Raw genomic sequence first — 23,369 nt, 5'->3', positions numbered from 1 at the left:
ATGTTTTGTCAATCACAGAGTTTTGATGAGAGAGCTGACGCCAATGCAGGCGGCCTATTGGGTGGGCCGCCGGTCTCGATCCGCCCTTGGTGGCGTCGCCGCGCATCTTTACGCGGAGTTCGACGGTGGGGATGTCGACCCAAAACGGCTGCAGCACGCAGTCGATCGCCTGTGCATGTCCCACCCGATGCTCAGGCTGCGCGTCGATACTGCCGGCCTCCAGGACATCGACAATCGAAGCAAGGCGCTCCGCGTGTCGGTCGACGACCTCAGCCATTTGCCGCCGGCGGCGTTCGAAGAGCAGCTCGAGGCGAAGCGCCGGACATGGAGCCACCGGCAGCCCGATCTCGCCTCCGGTCAGGCGGCGGCTTTCGGACTGAGCCTCCTGCCCGGCGGTGCCAGCCGGCTTCACGTCGATACCGACATGATCGCCGTCGACCCGGCGAGCTTCCGGATCGTGATGGAGGATCTCGCCCGTTTCTACGACGACCCGGAAACGCCTGACGAAGCGGCCGCGCCAGGCTTCTTCGACTGGCTCGACCGTATGAATGCCGACGCCGACCTCAAGCGGCAGCGCGAGCGCGATCGGCGCTGGTGGCGCGACCGCCTCGCAGAAATACCGCCGGCGCCGGCTCTGCCGCTGCTGGAAGGCGAGGGCGCGGCGGCACCCCGCAGCGACCGCCTGGCGGCGCGGCTTTCGCCCGAGGAACGGGATTCGCTCTTCCAAACCGCCCGCCGGCGCCGTCTGACCAGTTCCACCCTGATGCTCGGCCTGTTCGCCGCCGCCCTTGGCCGTGCCACGAACTCGGAGCGTTTCCGCCTCAACGTGCCGATGTTCTGGCGTCTGCACATGGTGGAACAGGTGGACCGGATCGTCGGAGAGTTTTCCAACGTTCTCATCCTCGGGGTCGATCTCGCTTCGCCGGCAACGCCGGCCGCGCTTTGCGAAGGGCTCGGTGCCCAGATGACCGATCTGCTGTCCCACTCGGCCTATCCGGGCGTTAGCGTCATGCGCGATCTTTCGCGCCAACACGGGGCGATGGAACTATCCCCGATCGTCTTCACCGCGGGCCTGGACGTCCCCGGCGGTGAGCTCCTGTCAGAGCGGGTCACCCGGACCTTCGGTACGATGAACTGGGTGATCTCGCAGGGCCCCCAGGTCGCCCTCGACGCCCAGGTGGCCTCCATCGATGGCGGCATGCTGATCAACTGGGACATCCGGCTTGACGCGCTTCCCGAGGACTGGGTCCGCGAAATGTTCGAAAGCTACGTGTCTTTCGCCCGGTGCGTCGCCGCAAACCCGGATTTTCTCGACACACCGCTGCAGGAAATCCTTGCCCGCTCAGCGCAACCCGACCGGGCGCCGGAATCCGTCGAGCCGCCGCAGACCGGAGAAGATGGCATGGAAACAGCGTTGACGCCCCTCCAGCGCGCCTATCTGCTGGGCCGCGGCGAGCATCTGCCGCTCGGCGGGGTCGCCATGCAGGAGTTCCGCGAATATCGCGGAGGCATCGACTTTGCCGCGTTGCCGGCGCGTCTTCTCGACCTCGTCCGTCGCCATGAAAGCCTGCGCACGCGCATCGACGCCCAGCGGCTGGTCCAGCGTGTCTCGCCGGAACCAGTGGTGAATTTCGAAGAGGTTGACCTGAGCGAATTGCCACGCGCCGAAGCGCTCCGACGGATAGACGCTCTTCGCGAGGACTATGCGCACCAATTGCTCGATCTCGACCGTCCGCCCTGGCAGGTGACCGCCTTCCGGTTGCCGGAGCCCGATGCGGACGATCCGGGCGCGGAGACCGGTGTCGTATTTCTTCTTTTCGACGCGCTGATCCTGGACGGCCGGTCCATCGCCTCGCTGATCGTCGAACTGTTCGGCGAAACGCTGCCGACCGAAACCGCCGGCGCACCTTCCCCCGCGCCGGAACCGGCCGCGAAACGCAAAGAGGATGCGGCCTATTGGACGGAGAAGCTGCGATCCTTCGAAGGGCCGCCGCAATTGCCCTGGAGAAAGCCGCTCGAGACGGTCAAGGTCTCCCGCTACGCGCGGCAAAGCCTGATCGTCACGCGCGAGAGGTTTGCGAAGATCTCCCGTATCGGCGCCAGGGAGCGTCTGTTCAAGAACTCGGCCCTGACCGCGGTCATTCTCGAGACGCTGTCGCGCTGGCTCGAGGAAGGCGTGCTCTGCGTCGGCGTTCCGGTCGCGCCCCAGGCCGCCGGTCCTCTCGCCAACCGTTCGACCTTCGTCGCGGTGAACTGGGACATCCGTCAGGGCAGCTTCGCCGAGCGTGCCCGCGCGATGCAGAGCGACATACTGGAGGGGCTCGAACACCTGTCCTTTTCGGGCATCGACATCAACAGGCTCCTAATGAACACTCATCCCGGCGGGCCGGTGCTGCCGGTAGTCATCACCAATGGCCTGTCCTGGCCGGGGCTCGGCCGGGAGAGCTCGGTTCAACTACACGCCGGGCTGACCCAGACCCCGCAGGTGGCGATGGACGTCCGCTTCTCGGCCGACGGCGAGGGCAATCTCGTCCTCGATATCGATCATGCCCGCGAAGCGATCGATTCCACGATTGTGTCCGATATTCTCGTGGCCATCGACCGGGCGGTGGAAGCGATTTGCGCGGCAGGTGTGCTTGAATTCTCCGCGCGGGATGTCCTCGACCACGGGCACTATCGGCTGAACGGCGCGGAAGAGGACTTCTCCTGCAGCGGCTTTCTGAAGCGTATCGCCGACAATCTCTTCAATGCCGGGCGGGACGAGGATGCGCTGATCTGCGGCGCGGATCGCGTCTCCTATGCCGAGCTCGGCGATCGGGTCGGCAGGGTCATGGCTTCGCTTTCCGCGCGCGGTATCGGCAAGGGCAGTGTCGTCGCGATCTGTCTTCCGCGCAGCCCCGAGCACACGACCGTCACGCTCGCCTGTGCCTTGATCGGGGCGATCTGGGTGCCGATTGATGCCGCCTCGCCGGCCGACAGGTTGCGCTACCTGCTGGAAAATTGCCGCCCCGACCTCGTGATCTCGCCGGGCACGTTCGACCATTTCGAGTCCGCGACGTCCGAGGCGCTTCTGGCGGGCGAAGCGCCGGCCGACCCGTGGGCGCTCATATCCCCGCTCGAGGAACTCTCCTCAAGCGTGGAACCCGCCTACTATCTCTATACCTCGGGCACCACCGGCAAGCCGAAATGCGTCGTCCTGTCCAACAAGGCGACGTCCAACGTGATCGGCCGCACCCTGAACGACTGGGCGGTCAGCGAACGCGACGTCTTCATCTCGGTAACGCCGCTTCATCACGACATGTCCGTGTTCGACGTGTTCGGCTGCCTCACTGCCGGCGCGACGCTCGTGCTGCCCACGCGTGAGGAGGAAAAGGATGCGATCGGCTGGAACCGGCTGGTCGCCGAGCACGGCGTCACCATATGGTGCTCCGTTCCCGCCATTCTCGAAATGCTGCTCTCCTGCCGGCGCGGCGACGAACTGAAGTCACTGCGGCTCGTCGCGCAAGGCGGCGACTACATCAAGCCGGTCGTCATCGCCGAATTGCGCCGGCTGGCGCCGGAGATGCGCTTGATCTCCCTCGGCGGGCCGACGGAGACGACCATCTGGAGCATCTGGCACGAGATCGGCCCGGAAGACGTCGACCTCGTTCCCTATGGCCGTCCGCTTCCTGCCAACCGCTATTTCGTGCTGAACGATCTGGGCGAACATTGCCCGGCCGGGGTCGTCGGCCGCATCCATACGGCCGGCGTCAATGTCGCCCTCGGCTATCTGGAAGACGGCGTCCTGACCCAGAACGACTTCGTGACCGTCATGGATGAGAAGGGCGTTCCGGTACGCGCCTTCCGCACCGGCGACCGCGGGTGCTACCGCCAGGACGGCAACATCCTCTTCGCAAGCCGCGTCAACGGTTACGTCAAGGTCCGCGGTGTCAGGGTGTCATTGCCCGACATCGAGAACGAGCTTGCAAGGCACACCGCGATTCGCGGCGTGCTAGTGGTCGACTACGGCGTCGAGCATCACGGCGAAGCCGCGATCGGCGCACTCTACGTGCCGCAGCCCCAATCCGCCCTTTCGGCTTCTGACCTGCGCGGCTTCGCCCGGCTGCATCTGCCCGAATCGCATGTCCCGACCCGCTTTCTGGAGGTCGAGGAACTGCCGCTCTCCGCGAACGGCAAGCCCGACCGCCGCCGCGCCCGCGAACTTCTGACGTCGGCGGCCGATGGTGACGCTCCGGCGATCGAAATCGCCGCCCCCGCTCCGGGGCAGCAAAGAGGACGCCGTGTGCTCGAGATCTACCTGAGCGTGCTCGGCAAGGCGACGGCCGCGGAAGTGGACGATACGACCGATTTCATGGCGATCGGCCTTCTGCCTTCGCACCTGAAGCCGATCTCCATGCGGATCCGCGAGGAATTCGGCGTCGAGCTTGCGCCGCAGCAACTGGTGCGTTGCCGCAATGCCCGTCAGGTCGAGCAGCTGTTTGCCAGCCAGGGCCGACGATGATCCCGACCCGACCACCGCGGACATCAACCAGCAGCGGATTCTCCGATTCACCAAGGTTGCGAGGAATATCTTCATGTCAGAGACCGAGATCGCCGGCGGATGGATGCCGCTGACCTTGGGTCAGCTCGACTTCTGGGAGGAGTTCTCCTCTCATCCGGACCTGCCTCTCTCCACCGTCGCGCACTATCTGGCTATAGAGGGTGACGTCGATGAAGACGCACTGGTGCGGGCGATCGCGCAGACGGTGCGTGAAGCGGAGGTGCTGTCGGTGCGTTTCAGGCGGGGCACCGACGGGCAGGGCCCGCAGCAACGCTCTGATCCGCGCCAGGCACCCGTCGTGGAGCATGTCGATCTGCGCGCTTTTCCCGATCCGTTCGCGGAGGCCAGCAGATTGATGGATGCCGACGTGCATGCAAAGCTCAATCTCACCACCGACAAACTGTCCGCGCAATTGCTCTTCCGCCTCGGCGAGAAGCGCTATCTCTGGTATCTCCGCGCCCACCATATCGTCGTCGATGGCTACGGGCTTGCCCTCATCGAGCAGCGTTGCGGCCAGCTCTACCGTCATTTCCGCGGCCGTGCCGAGGCCGGCCATCCCTTCCATTCCTTCGCAAGCTTCCTTGCCGAGGAAGGCGCCTATCGCGGCAGTCGCCGCTGGGAGGCGGACCGTGCCTTCTGGTCCGAGTATCTCGACCTGCCGGTCGATCTGCCTGTCCTCGACAGGGGCGGCGAGGACTACGGCGAACCGGGACTCCACCATGGCGCCGCACTTCCCGATGCCATGTGCCGGAACCTTCAGGCGACAGCGTCTTCGGCCAAGATCGGCTGGCCCGACCTGCTCGTCCTTCTGTCGGGCACGTATCTCTACAACACCATGCCCCGGCAGGGTGTCGGTGACCGGGAGTTCTTGACGCTGTGGCTGCCCTTCATGAGCCGTTGGGGAAGCGTCGGCGCGCATCTGCCGGCCATGCTGGTCAACATCCTGCCTTTCCATCTGTCGCTCGATCCGCAGGAGACATTGCATGCCTTTCTCGCCCGGAGCGTCGGCATGCTCAGGAAACAGCGGCTGCACGGCCGCTATCGCATCGAGCAGATCGCCGCGGATCGCGGCGTCCCAAAGAACAGTCGCTTCTTCTTCTCTCCGCTCATCAACGTGCTGCCCTTCAGTTCCCCCGATTTCGGGGGATGCCGCGTGATCCGCCACATCCTTGCGAGCGGACTGGGCGACGGCTTCAACCTGACTTTTCGGGGAGAAGACGACGGCAGTCGCCTGACGCTTTACATCGACGCCGACCCGGCGATGACCGGGCGGGATGCGTTCGAGCGGCACACCCGCGACCTGCCGGCCTTCCTCGACCGGTGCCTGTCGGCAGAGGTGATGGACCGCACGGTTGCCGACCTCTGGAACGATTCCATCTCTGTTGGCTGCTCCTGAAGGAAGATGCGCACCCGTGCAACCCGCTCCCATCCTGAGCCTGTCGAAGGACGAGGGCGGTTCTCTGTCCGCCCCGTCTTAATTCATTCCGCCCCCGCTGCCGCCGGTTCCAGCTCGGCAACCACCATGGCAGAGGCACTGGGGCGGGAGAAAAGGGCGAAGACGTTGCGCGTCGTGCTGCGGATCAGTTCCACCTGTTCCGGTCGATAGTGGTCGGCGCGATAGCTCATCAGCACGCGGATTGCGCGTTCCTCGCCGATGGTTTCCTCCATCACCTCGAACTGCAGTCCGAGCAGCGATTCCTGCTTGTCCGGGTCGATCTGACGGAATTCGAGGCGTCCGCCGTCGGGTGTCGGCAGCGCACCGTTCAGCTTGTTCTTGGCATGGATCTGGATGAAGACCTCGAACAGATGGTCCCTGCCGGGCGTCATGCCGAGCGCTTCCTCGACGAGGTCGATCGGGATGTCCGTATGCGGCATGGATTCATTGATCGTGTTCTTCACCGTGGTGATCAGTTCGCCGACCTTCATTCCGTCCGTGAACCGCACACGATGCGCCACCACCGTGGTGAAATAGCCGATGGTGTCGAAGAAGTCGGGATCAGTACGGCCCGAGGCGGAGGTGCCGACAACGAGCTCGTCCAGCCGGCCGAGCGTGGCAAGTGAAGCGGCAATCGCCGCATAGGCCACGTTGAAGAGCGAGGCGCTGTTCTCCTTGGCGAGCGTATAAAGGCCCTCGCAGATTTCGTGCTCGAGCTTGAACTCGACCCAGCCGCCGGCGGGCGATGCTTCGCCGTCCCGGTCACCGGCCGCCGTCTGGCCCTCGAAAAGGGGCAGGCCGTGCGGCGCATCCCGCAGCATGTCGGTCCAGTAGGCGAGGTGGGCGGCATCGACGCCGACCGCATTCTGCTGCCGTGCGAAGTCCTGGAAGGCGCGCGGGCTCGTGGCCCAGGCCGGCTCCGTGCCGGCGGCGCGGGCGCGATAAGCCTCGGCCAGTTCGTCCATCATGAGGTTGACCGACCATTCGTCGAGCACGATGTGGTGGAACAGGAAGGAGAGGATCTGGCGCTTGGTCGCGGGGTCAACCATGAAGCGGAGCCTTAGCGGCAGTTCCCGGGCGAGATCGAAGCGGTGGCCGGCTTCCTGATGTCGGTCGACGCCTTCGCTCTCCTTGCTGGACCAGAACCACTTGTACCGCGGCAGCTCGTACATCGGCACCACCTGTTGGCGGACGTCTTCTCCCTCCATGGCGAACAGCGTGCGAAGCCCAGGATGCCGCTCGAGAATGTCGGTAAAGGCACATTCGAACACGTGCTCGTCCACAGGGTCGAGGAATTCGAGCGCGAAGGGAATGTTGAAGATCTCGTTGAAGCCGAAGGCCGCATATGCCTTCCACAGCGACATCTGCGCAAGCGAAAGCGGAGCCGTCGAGGATGGATTCGCGGCGTCGGCCGACGAAGAGGCAGAGGCGGTCACGTCCGTGAATTTCGCATGCCGCGCGAGCGAGGCAGCGGTCGGATAGCTGAACAGGTCGTTGAAATGCACCTCGATACCGTGGTCGCCCAGGAGGCGACCGATGACGCGGGTCGCGATCAGCGAGTGGCCGCCATGGTCGAAGAAGTCGTCGTCGGGGCCCATTTCCGGCGAAGCCAGGCCCTCTCGAAATTCGGTAAGGATGAAGGCCGTGACCGCTTCGCCGTCCGTCGGTTTTCGACCCGGGGATGCGGCGGTGGCCGCGTCGGCCTGTTTCGGCGCGTGCACGAGCGGGAATGGGAAAATGGCCCCTTCGGCGCCGGTCACCGCCTTGCCCCTGACGAAGTCGGTGAAACGTTCCAGCAGAAAGGCGCCGGCGTGGGGAGAGACGGCCTGTCCCGTCACGAGCTCGAAAATGGTCCTGCCTTCGGCGTCGCGGCCCACGGCCAGTGCGAGGTCCGGGCGCGTTTCTAGCGTCGGCATGGGCAGCCGTTCCACGGTGACGGAGCGCGGTGCGAAGAAACGGTGGGGATCCGTGAGCCAGGCAACGCGGGCCTGAGGAAGACTTGTCTCCGGTGCGGTTCGCATTCCACCGGAAGCTTCTGTTTGCTGGGCTTCCAGATAGGCCGCAACACGCTCCGCAGCGTCGGCGACCGGCAGGTCGCGCTCCACGACGAGGTGCAAGAGGTCCGGCGGAGCGAGGAGGCCATGGTCGCCGAGCCGCGCCTCGGGCTGGCGTGGCAGGACGAGGCCGATCTTCGCGTGCCCGCCAAGGTCGCAAAGGAAATGGGCGAACTGCACCGAAATGGTGGCAAGGAGACGCAAAGCGTCGGGCGGTGAGCCGGCAAGCCCGTTCAAGGAGTCTGTTTCGACGACCGTGCCGTAGCGTAAGGCGACCCGCTGTTTCGCGGTATTTGCCCTGGACTCGCCGAAATCGATGACTTCGACCTGCATGTCCGGTTCGCCTCGACGGATCCAGTCGACAGGTGCCGGATGATCTGTTTCGGTCACGGGCGCCGCGGTTTGGCGCATGACGGCCGGTCGCAGCGGGTCGCCATTATAGGCGCGGGCAAGATTGTCCAGCACGTTCTCGGGAGGGCAGGCCTCGTCAAGGATCCGGTGCACGAGAAGGGCAACAACGACTTCCCCGCGTGCCAGGATCAGCAGGACCTTGAAGGGCGGCTCGTGTTCGGGATGCCAGGGCGCTCCCTGTCTGGCGAGTATGGTTTCGACCGCTTCTCGTCTGGAATCGGCACTGAGGACTTCCAGATATTGTCCCTCGTCTCCGTGAAAGTGTTTGTGCAATTCGCCATCGTCATCGAAACGGTAGCGGGCATTGAGATCGGGCATGGCGCGGACGAGGGTCTGGACCGCGTGCACGAGTTTCGCGATGTCGGGCCACCCGCCCAGCCGATAGGCCAGGATACGCTTGAAGACAGCGTCGGGGTCCTGCTGTTGGGCCAGCCACGTGCGTTCTTCGTGCTCGGAAGGCCGTTGCGCCTCTTCCGCGGCCCGCGCTTCTGCTGCAGGTCCCTCGAATGCTTCGTCGAAGCGGAGCGCCTCGTCACGCGCCAGCAGGCGATCGGAATGTCCAGCCATCTCTATCTCCCTTGCTCCGGCCGCACGCCGGATCGTCGTTCCCTCGCGGCCCGCCCGAGGGGCAGAAGCGGGCGGCGCTCAGCAAGCCGTGGCGGTGTCAGGCCCCTTTCTGAAGCCGGCAAAGCAGCGCCTGCCACGTGCCGAGCGATGGTTCGCGAGCGAGGTCGGCATAGTCGAGCCGCGTCCCCGCGATCTGCGACAACGGCGATACGAGACGCATGATCGCCAGCGAGTGCAGACCCACCTCCATCAGGTTCGTATCCGCAGCCAGATCTCCGGGCTCCTTATCGAGAACCCGGGAGAGCTCGCCGCGTATCTGCTCCATCATCCGCGTCGTCTCCGTCATTTCGTGATCGCCCGGCGCCGTATACTCAGTCGTCGAAGTGATCGTGGACGCCGGTCGCGCCGCGCCGCCAGTAGCCCGAGGCGCGTATCCACTTCGGGTTGGCGTCACGGTTCTCGATGAGGAATGAACGCAATTCCTTGGCGATCCGCGATTCGCAGGCGATCCAGGTGAAGAAATCGCCCCCTGGCAGGATGAGCGCCTTCAGCGATTGCTGAAGGATCCGGCTTTCGCCGGCAGGTTCGCCCTTGCGATGAACCCATGCGACCGTCGCCTCGGCCGCGGTTTCGAGCGCGATCTCGTCTTCTGCGCCGTCGATTTCGATCAGTGCCACCGCGCGTGTGCCCGCCGGCAGCTCCTCCAGCCGCCGCGTCAGCGCCGGCAGGCCGGTTTCATCGGCAATCAGGAGATGCCAGTCGAAATCGAGCGGAAAGACGAAGGAGCCCCGCGGTCCGGCAATCCAGGCGCTGTCGCCCGTGCTCACCGAACGCGCCCAGTTGCTGGCCGGCCCGTCGTGGTGGAGCGCGAAATCGATCGCCAGTTCACCCTTGGCCGGGTCGTGGTGACGCGGTGTGAAATCGCGGGCGATCGGCTTGCGGTCCTTCGGCATCTCCAGCCCGTTCGGTCCGACGGAGGGCAGCACCGGCTCCGCCTCGCCCGGTTCTGGAAAGAACATCTTGACGTGGTCGTCGAATCCCAGGCTGACGAAACCTTCGAGTTCCGGCCCGGTCAGTGTCAGACGCACCATCGCGTGGTTGACCTGCTCTACGCGCTCCACGTTGAGACGACGCAACCGAACGGGATGGCGGTGGCGCTCCGGGGTGCGCGTGGCCGGCTGCGCGCGGATGCTTTGCGGCATGCTCATCGTACCAATCCTTTCAGGAAGTTCTCGGCCGGACCGACTTCGCGGCATTCTCTACCTCTGGCCGGCAGCGGTGGGCGAGGCCGAGTGTCATGATCAGCGGGAGATTCAATGCGGATTTGAGCCACATCAGCCTTGTCTGAAGTGCTGCCGTCGATGCGGGAACCATAGCAAGGGGTGCGCGTCCTCGCAATATAACTTGCCTCAAAAACTCAAGTTTATATTGACAGCGAAGGAGGCCTTATGCATTTGAGGAGACACGATCATTCATTTGCGCGAGCCAAGGGTCCCGTCTCCAGCCAGCGTTTCTTGCTCGGGGATTCGGGGGAATCATGTCGTCAACTCTTGTCAGGGTCTTGGGCCGTGGCGTCAGCGCGTTTTCGCTCTTGTCCGCATTCGCTGCGCCTGCATTCGCTCAGGATGCGGCATCCACCACCGACCGCGTCACGGTGCTCGACGTCATCACGGTCAAGGGCGAGGGCGTCGAACGCAGCATTTTCGACACTGCGACCTCCGTCGAGGTGGTCACGGAAGAGGATATTGAGGAGAAGGTCGAGGCAGCCCACGTCTCCGACGTCGTCCGGGGCATTCCGAACGTCCTTTATACGGACACCGTCAGTGCGCCGGTGTTCCGCGGCGTTGACGGCCAGGGACCCAACTTCGGCTCCGGCGCATTCTTCGGCGGCACCGTTCCGCGCGCTCGCATCAATGTCGACGGCCACAATCTGTCTTTCTACGAATCCGTCTTTGGTGCGAGCTCGATCTGGGACGTCGAGAGCGTCGAGGTGTTCCGCGGACCGCAGACGACCACCATGGGCGCAAACAGCGTCGCCGGCGCCGTCATCGTAAAGACCAAGGATCCGACATTCACGCCCGAAGGCGAGGCGCAAATCGAGTACGGCAGCCGCAACAAAAAGCGCGTCTCGGCCGTGGTTTCAGGGCCGCTTACGGACGATTTCGCGGCACGGTTGGCACTCGACTACAGCGGTCGCGACACCTTCATCGACTACACGAACCCGAATTTTGCGAAGGGCAATACAGACCAGGATTTCGAGACCTTCAACGGACGCTTCAAGCTGCTTTGGGAGCCGGCGGAAATTCCCGGGCTCGAGGCGAAGCTGACCTTTTCGCACACCCAGCTCAACCGCCCGACGTCGGAAGCCGCTTATCCTCCCTATGAGGATCTGGACAACAACACCGTCTCCATGCCGAGCTATGACACGCGTGTCAGCACCGGCGTTCTGGATATCGGCTACGATTTCGGCAACGACGTCAAACTGACCAACCAGTTCCAGTACTCGCAGGGAGACATCACCCGCGAGGTCGAGCCCTGGACGAACGGCGGCGCCACCATCGACTACCGGGACGTCTCGAACGAAACCCGGATCAATTTCGGCACCGAAGACTCCACCTGGAGCGGCGTTGCCGGCATCTACTACAGCCATGTCGTCTCAAACGACACGCTCTACCTGCGCGGCGTTTCCGACTTCGACGACACGAAGGACAGTCTCGGGCTCTTTTCGGAGGTCACTTGGCGCTTTGCCGAGCGCTGGGCGCTGACCGGCGGGCTGCGCTATCAGTTCGACCATATCCAGCGCAGCGGCAGCGCTCCCGGCTTTGCACCCGGCGAGTTTCTGGACTTCGACGAGAATTTCGATGCACTCCTGCCCAAGATCTCCCTCGCCTACGACCTGACACCGGACGTGACGGTCGGGGCTCTGGTAAACCGTGGCTACAATCCAGGCGGCGCCGGTTTGAGGTTTGCGACTGCCAGCTTCTATACATTCGAGCCCGAGACGCTTTGGAATTACGAGCTGTTCGCCCGCGCGCGCCTGCTCGACGACCGGCTGACGCTGAGCGGCAACCTGTTCTATACCGACCAGCGCAATTCGCAGCGCGTCGTGCCCGACTATCTCAATGGACGGTTGTTCGGGAACGTTGTCGTGAACGCGGAAAAGGCAAGGTCCTACGGCCTCGAGGTGAGCGCCGACTACCAGGTCCTCGACACGCTTCGCATCCGGGCCTCGGCGGGCCTTCTCGAGACCGAGATCACCGAGTTCAACTATTCTTCCGCGGACATTCAGGAAGGCAACGAGTTCGGCAAGGCGCCCGGTTACATGGTCAGCCTCGGCGCGGACTGGGACATCACGCCCGAGGTCCGGCTCAGTGGCGAGGTCCATCATACGGACGGGTATCACTCGACCGACAACAACGACCCGGCCTATTGGGTCGACTCGTATATGGTGGCCAACGCCCGTCTTACCTATTCGCCGAACGAGAACTTCCAGTTCTACGGCTTCGTCAACAATATCTTCGATGAGCGCATGCCCACCTGGAAATATGATGACCGCTCGGCCAGCGGGATCGCCATCGTCGGCTCCATGCTGGAGCCGCGCACGTTCGGCGCCGGGATGAAGGTAAGGTTCTGACCCCCATAAACTTTCGACACCAGTCGGCGGGCCGTCTTCCGGCCCGCTTTTTTTATGATGCCGACCCCGCTGTTGAATTCAACAGTCAAATGCAGTGAGGCACGACAAAAGACGGCTAGTTTGGGCTTCGGTCCGGTAGGAATCGACCCTATGCGGTCATCTACGCCAGCCGCAATGAACGCCTTGATTGAGCCCTTCTTGAACCTTCGGCATGAGAGCTTCTATGGTGATCTGAGTTCTGATCAGGAAGGCAGGATGACGGAAATTCACGGCAGCAGAGATTGCGGGAACTCTCCCAAGAACAAGTTCGTGCAGGATATTGCGATCGCGTTGGAAACTGGCGAAGCCACGCCGCAAGACTTCAGCGAGGATGTCGTCTGGGAAGGTGCCTCGGAGGAGCCGATCAACGGAAGAAGCGCATTGTTTCAGGAACTTGCCGATCGGACGACACCAATTGGCATCACCGTCGAGCACGCGATCTCTCACGGAAAAGTAGGCTCAGCCAGCGGAGAGGTAACACTTGGAAATGGCAATAGTCGGCGTTTCAGCCACGTCTTCGAATTCACCAACGCAAAGGCAAACCGTGTTGCGGTGATCAAGACCTACGCCTGAAAGTTCGAACGTCCGCACTGTCCGCGTATAAGCCATCCACCACGCTCGTCGTGGATGACTGTTCTCCACAACCAAGACCTTCCAGTGGCCTCCACTACACTTGTCTTCTGAGCGCTGCACTTCTCTGCTGAAATTGACACCCGCTACCGCTTCGCCCATGCCTCGACGGCGTCCAGCGTGTGTTCGGCACTGGCCACCGTCGGTGTGGTGACTTTGGCGGAATCGAGGAAAAGGATGCGGTCCTCCTTAGCCGGCTTCAGGAACTTCTCCCAGCCCGGCATGATCCTGTCGAGTGCGGCGCGTGTTCCCGCTTCCTCGCGCGCGTCGTTCATATAGCTGTTCATCAAAACCAGAAGATCGGGATTAAGCCGCCCGAAAGCTTCGACGCTCAGCGGTACCAGCATCATCGAGCCGCCCCGTCCCGCCGCCCCGCCCTCGTGCTCCGGTTCCAGCCGGCTGTATCCGAGATCCTCGAGCGCCTGGATCGCACCCGATGTCTCGCCGACCGCGTTCAGCTGGTCGGTCAGGAAGACGGCGAGGTAGTCCTGGCCGGCGGGATCAGAGGGCAGCGCCTTCCGCACCTCGGCCACGCGGTCCAGATAGGCCGCCTTGCGTTTTATGAACGTATCCTCCCGGCCGACCACCTTGGCGAGGTCCTCCTCGACGCTGAAGCCATATGCCTTTCCGGTGCTGACATTCTGCAGATAGACGGGCGCGACCGTCGAAAGCTGCTCCACCTTGTCGATGTTGAGATCCGTGCCGATGATCAGGTCGGGCTCGAGCGCGCGCAGCCTTTCGAGGTCGATCTGGCCGAACGGGCCGATCCCCTTGGGCTTGGCGAGGTCCGTGTCCAGAACAGTATCCATGAAGTCGACGGCCGTCACGAATTCCCCGTCGTCGGTGCGGCCGTAGCTGCCGACGAGTTCGACGCCGAGATCCATGAGCGGCAGGCCGAGCAGCGGTTCATGCATGACGACGATCCGCTCGGGCCGGTCGGGGATCGTGACCGCGCGTCCGGCATCGTCGGTGACGGCTCGTTCCCCGGCAAGGGCGGCATTGGCGGCGACAAGGGCAGCCAGGAGGATCGACAGTCGCATCGCATTCCCTTTCAATGTGTCTGCATTTTTCGAAGCGCCTGGAGACGCAGGGCGAGGATGAAGAGCGGAACGCCGATGATCGTCAGGCTCAGTCCGATGGGCAGGGGTACGTCGCCCACGAGGCCGCGCGTCAGGGCGTCGGCGGCGATCACCAGGATGCCGCCCATGAGCGCGGACAGAAAAAGCCGGGCGCGCGAGACGGCGGGCGATACGAAGCCCGCCAGATGCGGCGCGAGCACGCCGAGAAAGGTGAGCGGCCCGACAGCGGTCACCGCGGCCGTGCTGAGCAGCACGGCGAAAACGAGGATCACGGGCCGCGAGCGCCCCACCGGCTCGCCGAGCGCCATCGCCATCTCGTTGCCGAGATCGTAGGCGGAAAGCGCGCGACCGGTAAGGAATATCCCGACGATGCTCAAGACCATCAGCGGCGCGAAGGTGGCGATGGTCGACCAGTTGGCCTTGAAGAGGGATCCCGCCATCCACTCCGACAACGCGAGCGACGTCTCCGTCGGCATATAGAGGATCAGGAGCGAGCCGACCGAGGACAGCACGCTTTCGATCGCGATGCCCATCAGAAGGATGGCCAGCCCGCTCGACCGCTCGCTGCCGACGAGCCAGATCAGCAACATCGCCACCCCGAGTCCGCCGGCCATCGCGGCGAGCGCGATCATGGCCTTCGGGGCGGCGGGTGCCAGGACGAAGAGAAGCATGATCATCGTCATCGAGCCCTGGCTGAGGCCGAATAGGCCCGGATCGGCCAGCGGATTGCGGGCGATCGACTGCAGCATGGCTCCGGCCAGCGCGACGGCGCAGCCGGCCATGAAGCCCATGACGATCCGCGGCAGCCGCACCGTCCAGAGCGCATAGGCCCGTGCATCGTCGGCGTCGGTGCCGGTAAAGCCATTCAGGAGATCGAGGATGCCGGCGTCGGTGACGCCGAGCCCGGCCGACAGCGCCGCCAGCAGGATTGCCGCGCTCATGAACCCGATCCCGGCCCACAGATTGCCCACCCGGATCTGCAGGCCCGAGGCGAAGCGCAGCACCGGCTTGCCGTTCGCCGCGTATTCGCGTCTCACGCGCGCCCCCTTGCCGCCGGCGAAAGGTAGAAGCGCTTGACGATCACCACGAAGACCAGCCCGCCGAGAAGGTCCGTCACGAGACCCGTGTGAAGGACGTATGGCTGAAAGGCTTCCCGGGCGAAGAGGTCGGCAAGCAGGCAGACGCTCGCGCCGGTGAGGGCGCAGGCGGGCAGCGAGAAAGTGAAGTTGTTGCCTACGAAGGGGCGCACGATGTGCGGCACGACCAGCCCGACGAAGCCGATCGGGCCGCAGATCGCCACGGCCGATCCCGAGGCAAGAACCGTCGCGGCAAGCGCGAGACGCGTGACGGCGGTGACGTTCACGCCGGCGGACGCGCCCTTCTCCGTACCGAGCAGGATGAGCGTGAGCGGTCGCGCGAGAATGGCGAGAAGTCCGATTGCCACCGCGCCGATCCACCAGAAGGCATAGAGCCGGTCGATGTAGACGTGGTTGATGTTGCCGGATACCCAGCCGAGGAATGCGTTGCGCCGCATGGGGTCGGAGAGGAGGAAGGCGTTAGTCACGCTGAAGAAGAGCATCGAGATCAGCGCGCCCGAAAGGATAAGCGCAAGGCCGCGCGGATCATGTGTACGGCCCGAAAGCCGGGCCACCACGAGGCAGGACAGAAAGCCGAGGAACGCACCGGCGAGTGCCGCCAGCCCCAGCGCTGCCGTCCCGAGATCGAAAAGAAACGCACCGCCGACCACGAAGACACACGCGCCGGCATTGATGCCGAGCGTCGAGGGCGAGGCAAGCGGATTGCGGACGAGGCCCTGCAGAACCGCACCGCCGCACGCCATGGTCGCGCCGACATAGATCGCGATTAGCGCGCGCGGCAAGCGCTGATGGAGGATGACAGCCTGATCGTAGCTTTCGGCATCGAAAGCAATGAACGCCTGGACGACGTCAAGCAAATGGAATGAGCCGCCGCCAACGGAAAGGCTGATGAGGAGGACGAGCGCCAGCAGGAAAGGGGCGCTGAAAAGAAAGACGAAGCGTCGCGTCATGCCGGCATCGATTCGACACGCTGCATACGGGGCAGGCAGACGAGGCGGCCACCGCGGTCGAAGATGTCCGCCTTAAGGTCGAAAACCCGCTCGACGTTGGCGGCGGTGAGGGCCTGCTCGACCGGGCCTGCCGCAACGACCCTGCCGTCGCGCAGCATCATGACGTCGTCGGCGAAGGCCGAGGTGAGGTTCAAATCGTGCAACACCACGATGACCGTCTTGCCGTGGCGGACGGAAAGTTCGCGCACGAGCCCGAGAACGGCATACTGGTACTTCATGTCGAGATGATTGACGGGCTCGTCCATCATGATGATGTCCGTGTCCTGTGCCAGCACCATGGCTATCCAGGCCCGCTGGCGCTGGCCACCCGAGAGCGCGTTCACCTGGGCGCCGGCCTTGTCGGAAAGCCCGACGATCTCCAGCGCTTCGCGGAACAGCCGCCTGTCATGATCCGACGGCCCGCCGACCAGTGAGTAGCGCGCGTAGCCCGCAAGCTCGATGAGTTCGCCCAGCGTCATGTAGTCGGGGCAGCGGCACTCCTGCGGCAGATAGGCGATCCTGCGCGCGAGCGACTGCCGGCCGATCTGCCGTATCGGCTGGCCTGCGAGCCTTATTTCGCCGCCGGCGAGCGGCAGGAAACCCATGACCGCCTTCAAGAGCGTCGACTTGCCGCATCCGTTAGGGCCCACCAGCGCGGTGACGCGGCCCGCCGCAAAGCGCGTCGACAGCCCGTGCAGCACAGGGGTCGAGCCGTAGCTTGCCGTTATCTCTCTCGCTTCGAGCACCGAATAGCGACTCCCGTTCGCCTCTCCGGCGCGAACTTAAACTATAGTAAAAAACTCCACAATTCGATATCACGCGGGAACGGGCTCCGCCCGTCCCTTGTCGCGGACATTTCCAACGCCCGAGAGGTTCAGGATGAGCGCTCGAAGAAAGCTTCACATCGGCATGTCGCTGGCTCCGACATGGTTGAGCGGGGATGCCTGGCGCCGGCCAGACAGCAACATCGAGAGTCTTTTTTCGAGCGATTTCTATCTCGACATCGCCAGGCGCTCGGAGGCGGCGCATCTCGATTTCGTCTTTTGCCCCGACACGCTCTTTCTGCGCACCGAGGTCCTCGAGAAGGGCCCAGGCTTTTCGAGCCTCGATCCAACCATGCTTCTTGCTTCGATCGCCCGCGAAACGTCGCGTGTGGGGCTGCTGACGACGATCTCGACAACCTTTCTCCCGCCCTATGTCGTGGCGCGGCAGCTTCAATCGCTCCACTGGCTGAGCAACGGTCGCGCCGGATGGAACATCGTTACCGCACTTGCGGGGCATGAAAATTTCGGCCTGTCGGCGATGCCCTCGGCCGAGGAACGTTATGAACGGGCGGCGGAATTCACGGAGGTCGTCAGGCTTCTCTGGCAAAGCTATCCCGAAGAGGCGCTGATGATGGACCGCGCCAACGGACGGTTCGCCGACGCCGCTCTCGTCCGTCCCATCGACCATTCCGGCTCCCATCTGAAGGTGAAGGGCCCGCTCAACCTTCCGGCATACGCCAGGGCGCCGATCCCGCTCATCCAGGCCGGCGCCTCGCCGGAAGGCCGCAACTTCGCCGCCTCCGTGGCAGATGCCGTCTTTGCCTCGACGCCCGACAGGGAAGCCGCCATAGACCTGCGGCGCGATTTGCGCCGGCGCGCAGAGGGCCATGGCCGCTCACCCGATGCGATCAATCTGATGCCCGGCCTCAGCCTGTACCTGGCGGAAAGCCGTGCTGAGGCGTTCGAGCTTTTCGCCGAGACCCATGCGCGAGCGGACAAGGCCCGCGCCTTTGCCTCCATCCGCGAAATGACCGGGCTCGATCTTTCCGATTGGCCGCTCGAGCGCGAGGTCACGGCGGCCGAACTGCCGCCGCCGCCCGAACACCCGCGCAGCCGCACGCACGCCGATCTGCTGCGCCGGCTCATCGAACGCGACTCGCCCACGGTGGAAGAACTCTTGTGGCGGCCGGAGGTGATCGGTTCGGCGCACTGGCAGGTGATCGGCACAATCGACGACGCCTTCGAGGCCATCCGCGATTGGGTAGAGGCCGGGGCCATCGACGGCTTCATCGCCGTGCCGGGAGGATCCGTGTCATCCCTGCGGCTCGTTTTCGAGGCGCTTGTGCCGCGATTGGCCGAGGCCGGTCTTTTCCGTACCTCCTATTCCGGCAAGACCTTCGCGGATCATCTCGGCGAATAGGCATTCCCCGAAAAGCGGGATCCGTTCCGCCTCCTCGGCGTGTCAGTCCTCTTCCGTCGCACTGCGCACGTGATCGAGAAGCCCCTTGCCGCCGCGCTCGATGTCTTCCTGGATCCCCGCACGCGCACCCTCGGGATCGCGCGCGCGCAGCGCGGCGATGATCCGCAGATGCGGATGCGGCTCCCAGTCCGGCACCCCCGCGTCATAGAGATGGGACAGGATCGGACCGCAGCGGACCCACAGCCGCTCGACGATTTCCAGCACGATGGGCAGCTTCCCCGATTCGCAAAGCTGCAGATGAAAGGCGGTGTTGAGGTTGACGGCGCGCGCAAAAGCGCCGGTTCGGTGGCACTCGGAAATCCGGGCGTGGATCTCTTCCAGTTCGGTGATCGCCTCGCTCGAGGCGATGCGCGCGGCTTCGGCCGCCGCTCGCCCCTCGAGATCGAGGCGGATGCTGCGGATTTCCAGCAGTTGCTCGAGCGTCAGTGTCGGCACCACCACCGTGCCGCGCGCATCGAGGGCGAGCGCTTTTTCCGAAACCAGCCGCAGGAGGGCTTCGCGCATCGGCGTCGCGCTGATGCCGAAACGTTCGGACATGGGACGTAAAAGCAGGCGTTCCCCCGGTTTCAGTTGCCCGTGCATCAGCGCGCTGCGCAGTTGCGCATAGGCCCTTTCGCTCAGATTTTCCTTGGCAATCGGGCGCATCCAGTCCCCGTTTCGCTGTTCTGTGCCTTCTCTCGACGGCTGGGCGCTTGACATCGGAAATTCCTCGCGCATTATTTGTTATAACAAATTACATAGCACGGCGACGGTATCCTGCGAAGGGGGAGCGGGCCACTGTCGACGCGCCGGGCTCGGGAGGACGAATGCTCGCGCTGCGCAAGAATGCACCGCGGTTTGGAGCGGAGGTGGTGACGCTGGAGGCGCTCGAAGCGCCGCCGGCCGGCCACGTGCTCATCGATGTCGCGGCCGCGGGCATCTGCGGAAGCGACCTTCACGCCTATGAATGGACTAACGGTTATGAGTTCATGGCCGCCGGCATGCCGGTGACGATCGGCCACGAATTTGCCGGCACGGTGAGCGCGGTCGGGCAGGCGGCAGGCGATTTTCTGCCGGGCGATCGTGTCGTGTGCTGGCCGACGGTCGGGTGTGGCGCCTGTGATGCCTGCGGCGCCGGCCAGCGCCAGGATTGTCCATCCCGGCGCGTTCTGGGCCTGCACGCCGACGGCGGATTCGCCGAGCAGGCCTGCGCACCGGCCACGAACTGTCGCCGCATCCCCGACACCCTGCCGCTGGAGATTGCCGCGCTGGCCGAGCCCCTGGCGGTCGCCGTCAATGCGGTGGATGCCGGCGATGTCGCGGCCGGCGACAGGGTGGTGGTGCTCGGGCCCGGGCCGATCGGCCTGGCGATTGCATGGGTGGCGCAACACCGCGGGGCGGAGGTGCTGCTGGCCGGGATGGACGACGGGCATCGCCTCGCCTGCGCCCGCGAAATGGGACTGCGCCACTGCGTGGATCTCGCTGAAGCTTCGCTCGAGACGGAAGTTCACCGGATTTTCGGGCGCCCGGCCGATCGCGTGTTCGAGGCGACGGGCGTTTCCGCTTCGCTCGCCGATGGCCTTGCAATCCTGCGCTCCGGCGGCGTGCTGGTGGTCGCCGGCATTCATTCCGATCCCTATACGCTCGACCTCACGCGCTTCGTGCGCGAGAAGAAGCAGCTTCGCGCCGCCCACGATACGACCGACCGCGCATTCGGCGAAGCGATCGGCCTGCTCGCCGACCACGGTCATGTGCTGTCGCGCCTGATTTCGCATCGTTTGCCGCTCGCCCGCGCCATCGAGGCTTTCGAACTCGCCCGCAGCAGGCAGGCTGTCAAGGTTCTGCTGCTGCCGACATGCCGCGAACGTGAAGGAGAGGCAAGCGCATGAGCGCATCGATGAAAGCCGTCATCGCCCGGGAGGCGGGCGGCCCCGAGGTTCTCAACGTGGTGGGACGGCCACTGCCGGTACCCGGAGAGGGCGAGGTGCTGGTGCGCGTGCACGCCGCCGGCGTAAACCGGCCCGACGTCATGCAGCGCGAAGGCGCCTATCCACCGCCGCCGGGCGCGTCCGACATCCTGGGGCTCGAGATCGCCGGCACGGTGGAAGAGTGCGGTCCCGGCGTCACCCGCTTTGCCGTCGGCGATGCGGTGATGGGGCTCGTGGCCGGCGGCGCCTATGCCGAACGGGCCGTCGTCCACGAAACGAATGCGCTCACGGTCCCTGAAGGCATGAGCTTTATCGAGGCGGCAGCCTTTCCCGAGACTTATTTCACCGTCTGGAGCAACGTTTTCGAGCGCGCGAAGCTTGCCGCGGGCGAGACGATCCTCATCCATGGCGGCGCCTCCGGCATCGGCACCACGGCGATTCAACTTGCCGTCGCGCGCGGGGCGCGGGTGATCGTCACCGCCGGCTCACCGGAGAAATGCGCGGCCTGTCTGAAGCTGGGCGCCGAGGTCGCCATCGACTACAAGCGCGAGGACTTCGTCGAGGCGGCGCGCCGGGCGACGGACGGCAGGGGTCCCGACGTCATCCTCGATATGGTGGGCGGGGACTATATCCAGCGCAATCTCGAGGCGGTGGCCGTCGACGGTCGTATCGCCCAGATCGCCTTCCAGCACGGTCCGCGTGCCGATCTGAACCTTACGCCACTTCTCATGAAACGCATCACGCTGACCGGCTCCACGCTGAGGGCACGGCCCGTGGAAATGAAGGCCGCGCTCGCCCGGGCTTTGGAGAGGGAAGTCCTGCCGTTGCTCGCACAGGGTCGGGCCCGTCCGGTGATCGACACCACCTATCCGCTCGCTGCGGTCGCCGATGCGCACAGACGTATCGATAGCGGATCGCACGTCGGAAAGATTGTCCTGGACGTGAACGAGGGCGCCGTGGTGCCCGATCGAGAGACAAACGCATGACAATTGCCCACACCGGAACCTCCGGCAACATGACCGGCGCACATATGCTCGCGGCTGCGCTGCAGCGCCACGGCGTGCGGGAGATTTTCGGGCAGAGCCTTCCCTCCGCCCTGTTCCTCGCCGCGCCCGACTACGGCATCCGCCAGATCGGCTATCGCACCGAGAATGCAGGCGCGGCCATGGCGGATGCCTATGCGCGCGTATCCGGCAGGGTGCCCGTCGTCACCGCCCAGAACGGGCCGGCCGCCACGCTTCTGGTACCGGGCCTTGCCGAGGCGCTGAAGGCGTCGATCCCCATGGTGGCGATCGTGCAGGACGTGCACCGCAGCTTCACGGACAAGAACGCCTTTCAGGAACTCGACCACTTCGCGCTGTTCTCGGGCGTCGCCAAGTGGGTGCGGCGCGTGGCCGACCCGATCCGCATCGACGACTATGTGGATATGGCCTTTGCAGCGGCCGCCAGCGGGCGCTGCGGGCCGGTCGTTCTGCTCCTTCCGCTCGACGTGCTCGACGAGCGGCCGGAGCTCAAGCCGGAAACACCCCGCCGCCAGGCGGATCTCGGCCGCTATCCCCTGGACCGGGCGGCCGTCGACCCCGCCCGCGTGGCCGAAGCGGCCGCGCTCATCGCAGGTGCGGAAAGGCCGATCGTCATCGCCGGGGGCGGCGTTCATTCCTCACGCGCGGCCGAAGAGCTCTCCGCGTTGCAGGCGCTCGGCCTGCCGGTGGCGACAACGGTGATGGGCAAGGGGACGGTGGACGAGATTCACCCGCTGTCCGTTGGCGTGGTCGGATATTTCATGGCGCCGCGCTCGCGCTCCGCCCATATGCGCGAACTCGTGGCGGGGGCGGATGTCGTCCTCCTCGTCGGCAACCGCACGAACCAGAACGGGACCGACAGCTGGTCGCTCTACCCGCCGAACGCCCGCTATATCCAGATCGACGTCGACGGCGGCGAGGTCGGGCGCAACTACGAGGCCATGCGTCTCGTGGGCGACGCCAAGCTGACGCTGGCGTCCCTGACGGCCGTGCTCAAGGAACAGGACCTTTCCGCACTCGAAGCGCGCCGCCCCGCTGTCGAAGAAAAGATCGCGCATGCGCGCGAGGCCCATCGCGCGGATATGGCGCGGCTGGTCGACATGGACGCGGTCCCCATCCGCCCGGAGCGGCTGATGGCGGATCTCGACGCGGCCATCACGCCTGACGCCATCGTCGTCGCCGACGCCAGCTACGCCTCCATATGGGTGGCGAACTTCCTGACGGCCCGCCGCCCGGGACAGCGCTTCCTGACCCCACGCGGGTTGGCCGGCCTCGGTTGGGGACTGCCCTTCGCCATCGGCGCGAAGGCTGCGGTGCCTGAAGCCCCGGTCGTCTGTGTTACCGGCGACGGCGGTTTCGCCCATGTCTGGGCGGAGCTGGAGACGGCGCGCCGCATGAAGCTCCCGGTGGTCGTCGTGGTCCTCAACAACCAGGTGCTGGGCTACCAGAAGCACGCGGAACTCTCCCTCTTCGGCGCGCACACGGACGTCTGCGATTTCGAGGCCGTCGACCACGCGGCGATCGCACGCGCCTGCAGCTGCACGGGCGTGCGTGTCGAACGCCCGGCCGAGTTTGCGCCGGCCCTCGAGGAGGCCCTGGCCCGGAGCGCGGTCACGGTCATCGATGTCGTGACCGACCAGCGTGCCTATCCGCCGATCACCAGCTTCGAAGGCAAGAATGCCCTGAATTACTGAAACTGAACCGTTATCTCGGGAGGAAGA

Annotated in this window: 16 protein-coding genes; 8 read left to right on the top strand and 8 right to left on the bottom strand. The window is 64.8% G+C overall.

All coding sequences use genetic code 11. The features are described 5' to 3' along the window. Nucleotides 1-25: 25 nt before the first annotated feature. A complete protein-coding gene (locus SIN08_RS21285) occupies nt 26-4,501 on the top strand; it encodes an amino acid adenylation domain-containing protein (protein WP_322453620.1) in 4,476 nt (1,491 codons plus the stop codon). A gap of 73 nt (nt 4,502-4,574) precedes the next feature. Beyond that, nucleotides 4,575-5,936, top strand: coding sequence for a condensation domain-containing protein (locus tag SIN08_RS21280; protein ID WP_322453619.1), 1,362 nt, complete (start codon nt 4,575-4,577; stop codon nt 5,934-5,936). A gap of 83 nt (nt 5,937-6,019) precedes the next feature. On the opposite strand, the gene SIN08_RS21275 is transcribed toward SIN08_RS21280, so the two are convergent. The 3 genes from SIN08_RS21275 to SIN08_RS21265 form a co-directional block, all read right to left on the bottom strand. Further along, nucleotides 6,020-9,007: a condensation domain-containing protein gene (locus tag SIN08_RS21275; RefSeq protein ID WP_322453618.1), complete on the bottom strand. Its 2,988-nt coding sequence runs from the start codon at nt 9,005-9,007 to the stop codon at nt 6,020-6,022. Nucleotides 9,008-9,104: 97 nt separating this feature from the next. Beyond that, on the bottom strand, nt 9,105-9,353 hold the full coding sequence (locus tag SIN08_RS21270) for an acyl carrier protein (RefSeq protein ID WP_322453617.1): 249 nt from the start codon (nt 9,351-9,353) through the stop codon (nt 9,105-9,107). Nucleotides 9,354-9,378: 25 nt separating this feature from the next. Then, nucleotides 9,379-10,215 carry a siderophore-interacting protein gene (locus tag SIN08_RS21265; protein WP_322453616.1) on the bottom strand — a complete coding sequence of 279 codons (837 nt, stop codon included), beginning with the start codon at nt 10,213-10,215 and terminating at the stop codon, nt 9,379-9,381. Between the two features lie 329 nt (nt 10,216-10,544). Between SIN08_RS21265 and SIN08_RS21260 the strand changes: the two genes are divergently transcribed. Further along, the gene (locus tag SIN08_RS21260; protein ID WP_322453615.1) at nt 10,545-12,641 is read left to right on the top strand and encodes a TonB-dependent receptor; all 2,097 of its coding nucleotides are present in this window, start codon (nt 10,545-10,547) and stop codon (nt 12,639-12,641) included. A gap of 255 nt (nt 12,642-12,896) precedes the next feature. Next, nucleotides 12,897-13,253 (top strand): hypothetical protein, encoded by a 357-nt coding sequence (locus SIN08_RS21255; RefSeq protein ID WP_322453614.1) that lies wholly within the window; start codon nt 12,897-12,899, stop codon nt 13,251-13,253. Between the two features lie 143 nt (nt 13,254-13,396). Here SIN08_RS21255 and SIN08_RS21250 read toward each other — a convergent pair whose 3' ends face one another. From SIN08_RS21250 to SIN08_RS21235, 4 genes are read right to left on the bottom strand one after another with little or no spacing between them, the layout of a single operon-like run. Next, a complete protein-coding gene (locus tag SIN08_RS21250) occupies nt 13,397-14,350 on the bottom strand; it encodes an ABC transporter substrate-binding protein (RefSeq protein WP_322453613.1) in 954 nt (317 codons plus the stop codon). An 11-nt stretch (nt 14,351-14,361) separates the two neighbouring features. Continuing rightward, nucleotides 14,362-15,426, bottom strand: a complete 1,065-nt coding sequence (locus SIN08_RS21245; protein WP_322453612.1) for an iron ABC transporter permease — start codon at nt 15,424-15,426, stop codon at nt 14,362-14,364. Next, entirely contained in the window at nt 15,423-16,436 is a 1,014-nt protein-coding gene (locus SIN08_RS21240; RefSeq protein WP_322453611.1) for an iron ABC transporter permease, read from the bottom strand. The genes SIN08_RS21245 and SIN08_RS21240 overlap by 4 nt, the downstream gene beginning before the upstream one ends. Continuing rightward, nucleotides 16,433-17,221 carry an ABC transporter ATP-binding protein gene (locus SIN08_RS21235; RefSeq protein WP_322453610.1) on the bottom strand — a complete coding sequence of 263 codons (789 nt, stop codon included), beginning with the start codon at nt 17,219-17,221 and terminating at the stop codon, nt 16,433-16,435. Before SIN08_RS21235 ends, SIN08_RS21240 begins: the two co-directional genes overlap by 4 nt. A gap of 133 nt (nt 17,222-17,354) precedes the next feature. On the opposite strand from SIN08_RS21235, the gene SIN08_RS21230 reads away from it, so the two are divergent. Continuing rightward, complete coding sequence (locus tag SIN08_RS21230; RefSeq protein WP_322453609.1) at nt 17,355-18,659, top strand: NtaA/DmoA family FMN-dependent monooxygenase; 1,305 nt, start codon at nt 17,355-17,357, stop codon at nt 18,657-18,659. 42 nt (nt 18,660-18,701) lie between these two features. Here the strand turns inward: SIN08_RS21230 and SIN08_RS21225 are convergent, their stop codons facing one another. Beyond that, nucleotides 18,702-19,364 carry a GntR family transcriptional regulator gene (locus SIN08_RS21225; RefSeq protein ID WP_322453608.1) on the bottom strand — a complete coding sequence of 221 codons (663 nt, stop codon included), beginning with the start codon at nt 19,362-19,364 and terminating at the stop codon, nt 18,702-18,704. Between the two features lie 161 nt (nt 19,365-19,525). Between SIN08_RS21225 and SIN08_RS21220 the strand changes: the two genes are divergently transcribed. Genes SIN08_RS21220 through SIN08_RS21210 form a run of 3 tightly spaced genes read left to right on the top strand, consistent with a single transcriptional unit; the run spans nt 19,526 to nt 23,342 of the window. Beyond that, nucleotides 19,526-20,587 (top strand): zinc-dependent alcohol dehydrogenase, encoded by a 1,062-nt coding sequence (locus SIN08_RS21220; protein ID WP_322453607.1) that lies wholly within the window; start codon nt 19,526-19,528, stop codon nt 20,585-20,587. Continuing rightward, the gene (locus SIN08_RS21215) at nt 20,584-21,612 is read left to right on the top strand and encodes an NAD(P)H-quinone oxidoreductase (protein WP_322453606.1); all 1,029 of its coding nucleotides are present in this window, start codon (nt 20,584-20,586) and stop codon (nt 21,610-21,612) included. Before SIN08_RS21220 ends, SIN08_RS21215 begins: the two co-directional genes overlap by 4 nt. Next, nucleotides 21,609-23,342, top strand: a complete 1,734-nt coding sequence (locus SIN08_RS21210; protein WP_322453605.1) for an acetolactate synthase catalytic subunit — start codon at nt 21,609-21,611, stop codon at nt 23,340-23,342. Before SIN08_RS21215 ends, SIN08_RS21210 begins: the two co-directional genes overlap by 4 nt. The last annotated feature ends 27 nt before the right edge of the window (nt 23,343-23,369 follow it).

It is taken from the genome of Chelativorans sp. M5D2P16 (assembly GCF_034427935.1).
GTDB lineage: Bacteria > Pseudomonadota > Alphaproteobacteria > Rhizobiales > Rhizobiaceae > Chelativorans.
This window is presented reverse-complemented; position numbering and strand designations above follow the sequence as displayed.

Bases quoted from the DNA above. Each gene is read 5' to 3' on its own strand.
- SIN08_RS21225 (WP_322453608.1), bottom strand. From the start codon at position 19,364: ATGCGCCCGATTGCCAAGGAAAATCTGAGCGAAAGGGCCTATGCGCAA.
- SIN08_RS21210 (WP_322453605.1), top strand. From the start codon at position 21,609: ATGACAATTGCCCACACCGGAACCTCCGGCAACATGACCGGCGCACAT.
- SIN08_RS21220 (WP_322453607.1), top strand. From the start codon at position 19,526: ATGCTCGCGCTGCGCAAGAATGCACCGCGGTTTGGAGCGGAGGTGGTG.
- SIN08_RS21265 (WP_322453616.1), bottom strand. From the start codon at position 10,215: ATGAGCATGCCGCAAAGCATCCGCGCGCAGCCGGCCACGCGCACCCCG.
- SIN08_RS21215 (WP_322453606.1), top strand. From the start codon at position 20,584: ATGAGCGCATCGATGAAAGCCGTCATCGCCCGGGAGGCGGGCGGCCCC.
- SIN08_RS21240 (WP_322453611.1), bottom strand. From the start codon at position 16,436: ATGACGCGACGCTTCGTCTTTCTTTTCAGCGCCCCTTTCCTGCTGGCG.
- SIN08_RS21285 (WP_322453620.1), top strand. From the start codon at position 26: ATGAGAGAGCTGACGCCAATGCAGGCGGCCTATTGGGTGGGCCGCCGG.
- SIN08_RS21255 (WP_322453614.1), top strand. From the start codon at position 12,897: ATGACGGAAATTCACGGCAGCAGAGATTGCGGGAACTCTCCCAAGAAC.
- SIN08_RS21280 (WP_322453619.1), top strand. From the start codon at position 4,575: ATGTCAGAGACCGAGATCGCCGGCGGATGGATGCCGCTGACCTTGGGT.
- SIN08_RS21250 (WP_322453613.1), bottom strand. From the start codon at position 14,350: ATGCGACTGTCGATCCTCCTGGCTGCCCTTGTCGCCGCCAATGCCGCC.
- SIN08_RS21270 (WP_322453617.1), bottom strand. From the start codon at position 9,353: ATGACGGAGACGACGCGGATGATGGAGCAGATACGCGGCGAGCTCTCC.
- SIN08_RS21275 (WP_322453618.1), bottom strand. From the start codon at position 9,007: ATGGCTGGACATTCCGATCGCCTGCTGGCGCGTGACGAGGCGCTCCGC.
- SIN08_RS21230 (WP_322453609.1), top strand. From the start codon at position 17,355: ATGAGCGCTCGAAGAAAGCTTCACATCGGCATGTCGCTGGCTCCGACA.
- SIN08_RS21260 (WP_322453615.1), top strand. From the start codon at position 10,545: ATGTCGTCAACTCTTGTCAGGGTCTTGGGCCGTGGCGTCAGCGCGTTT.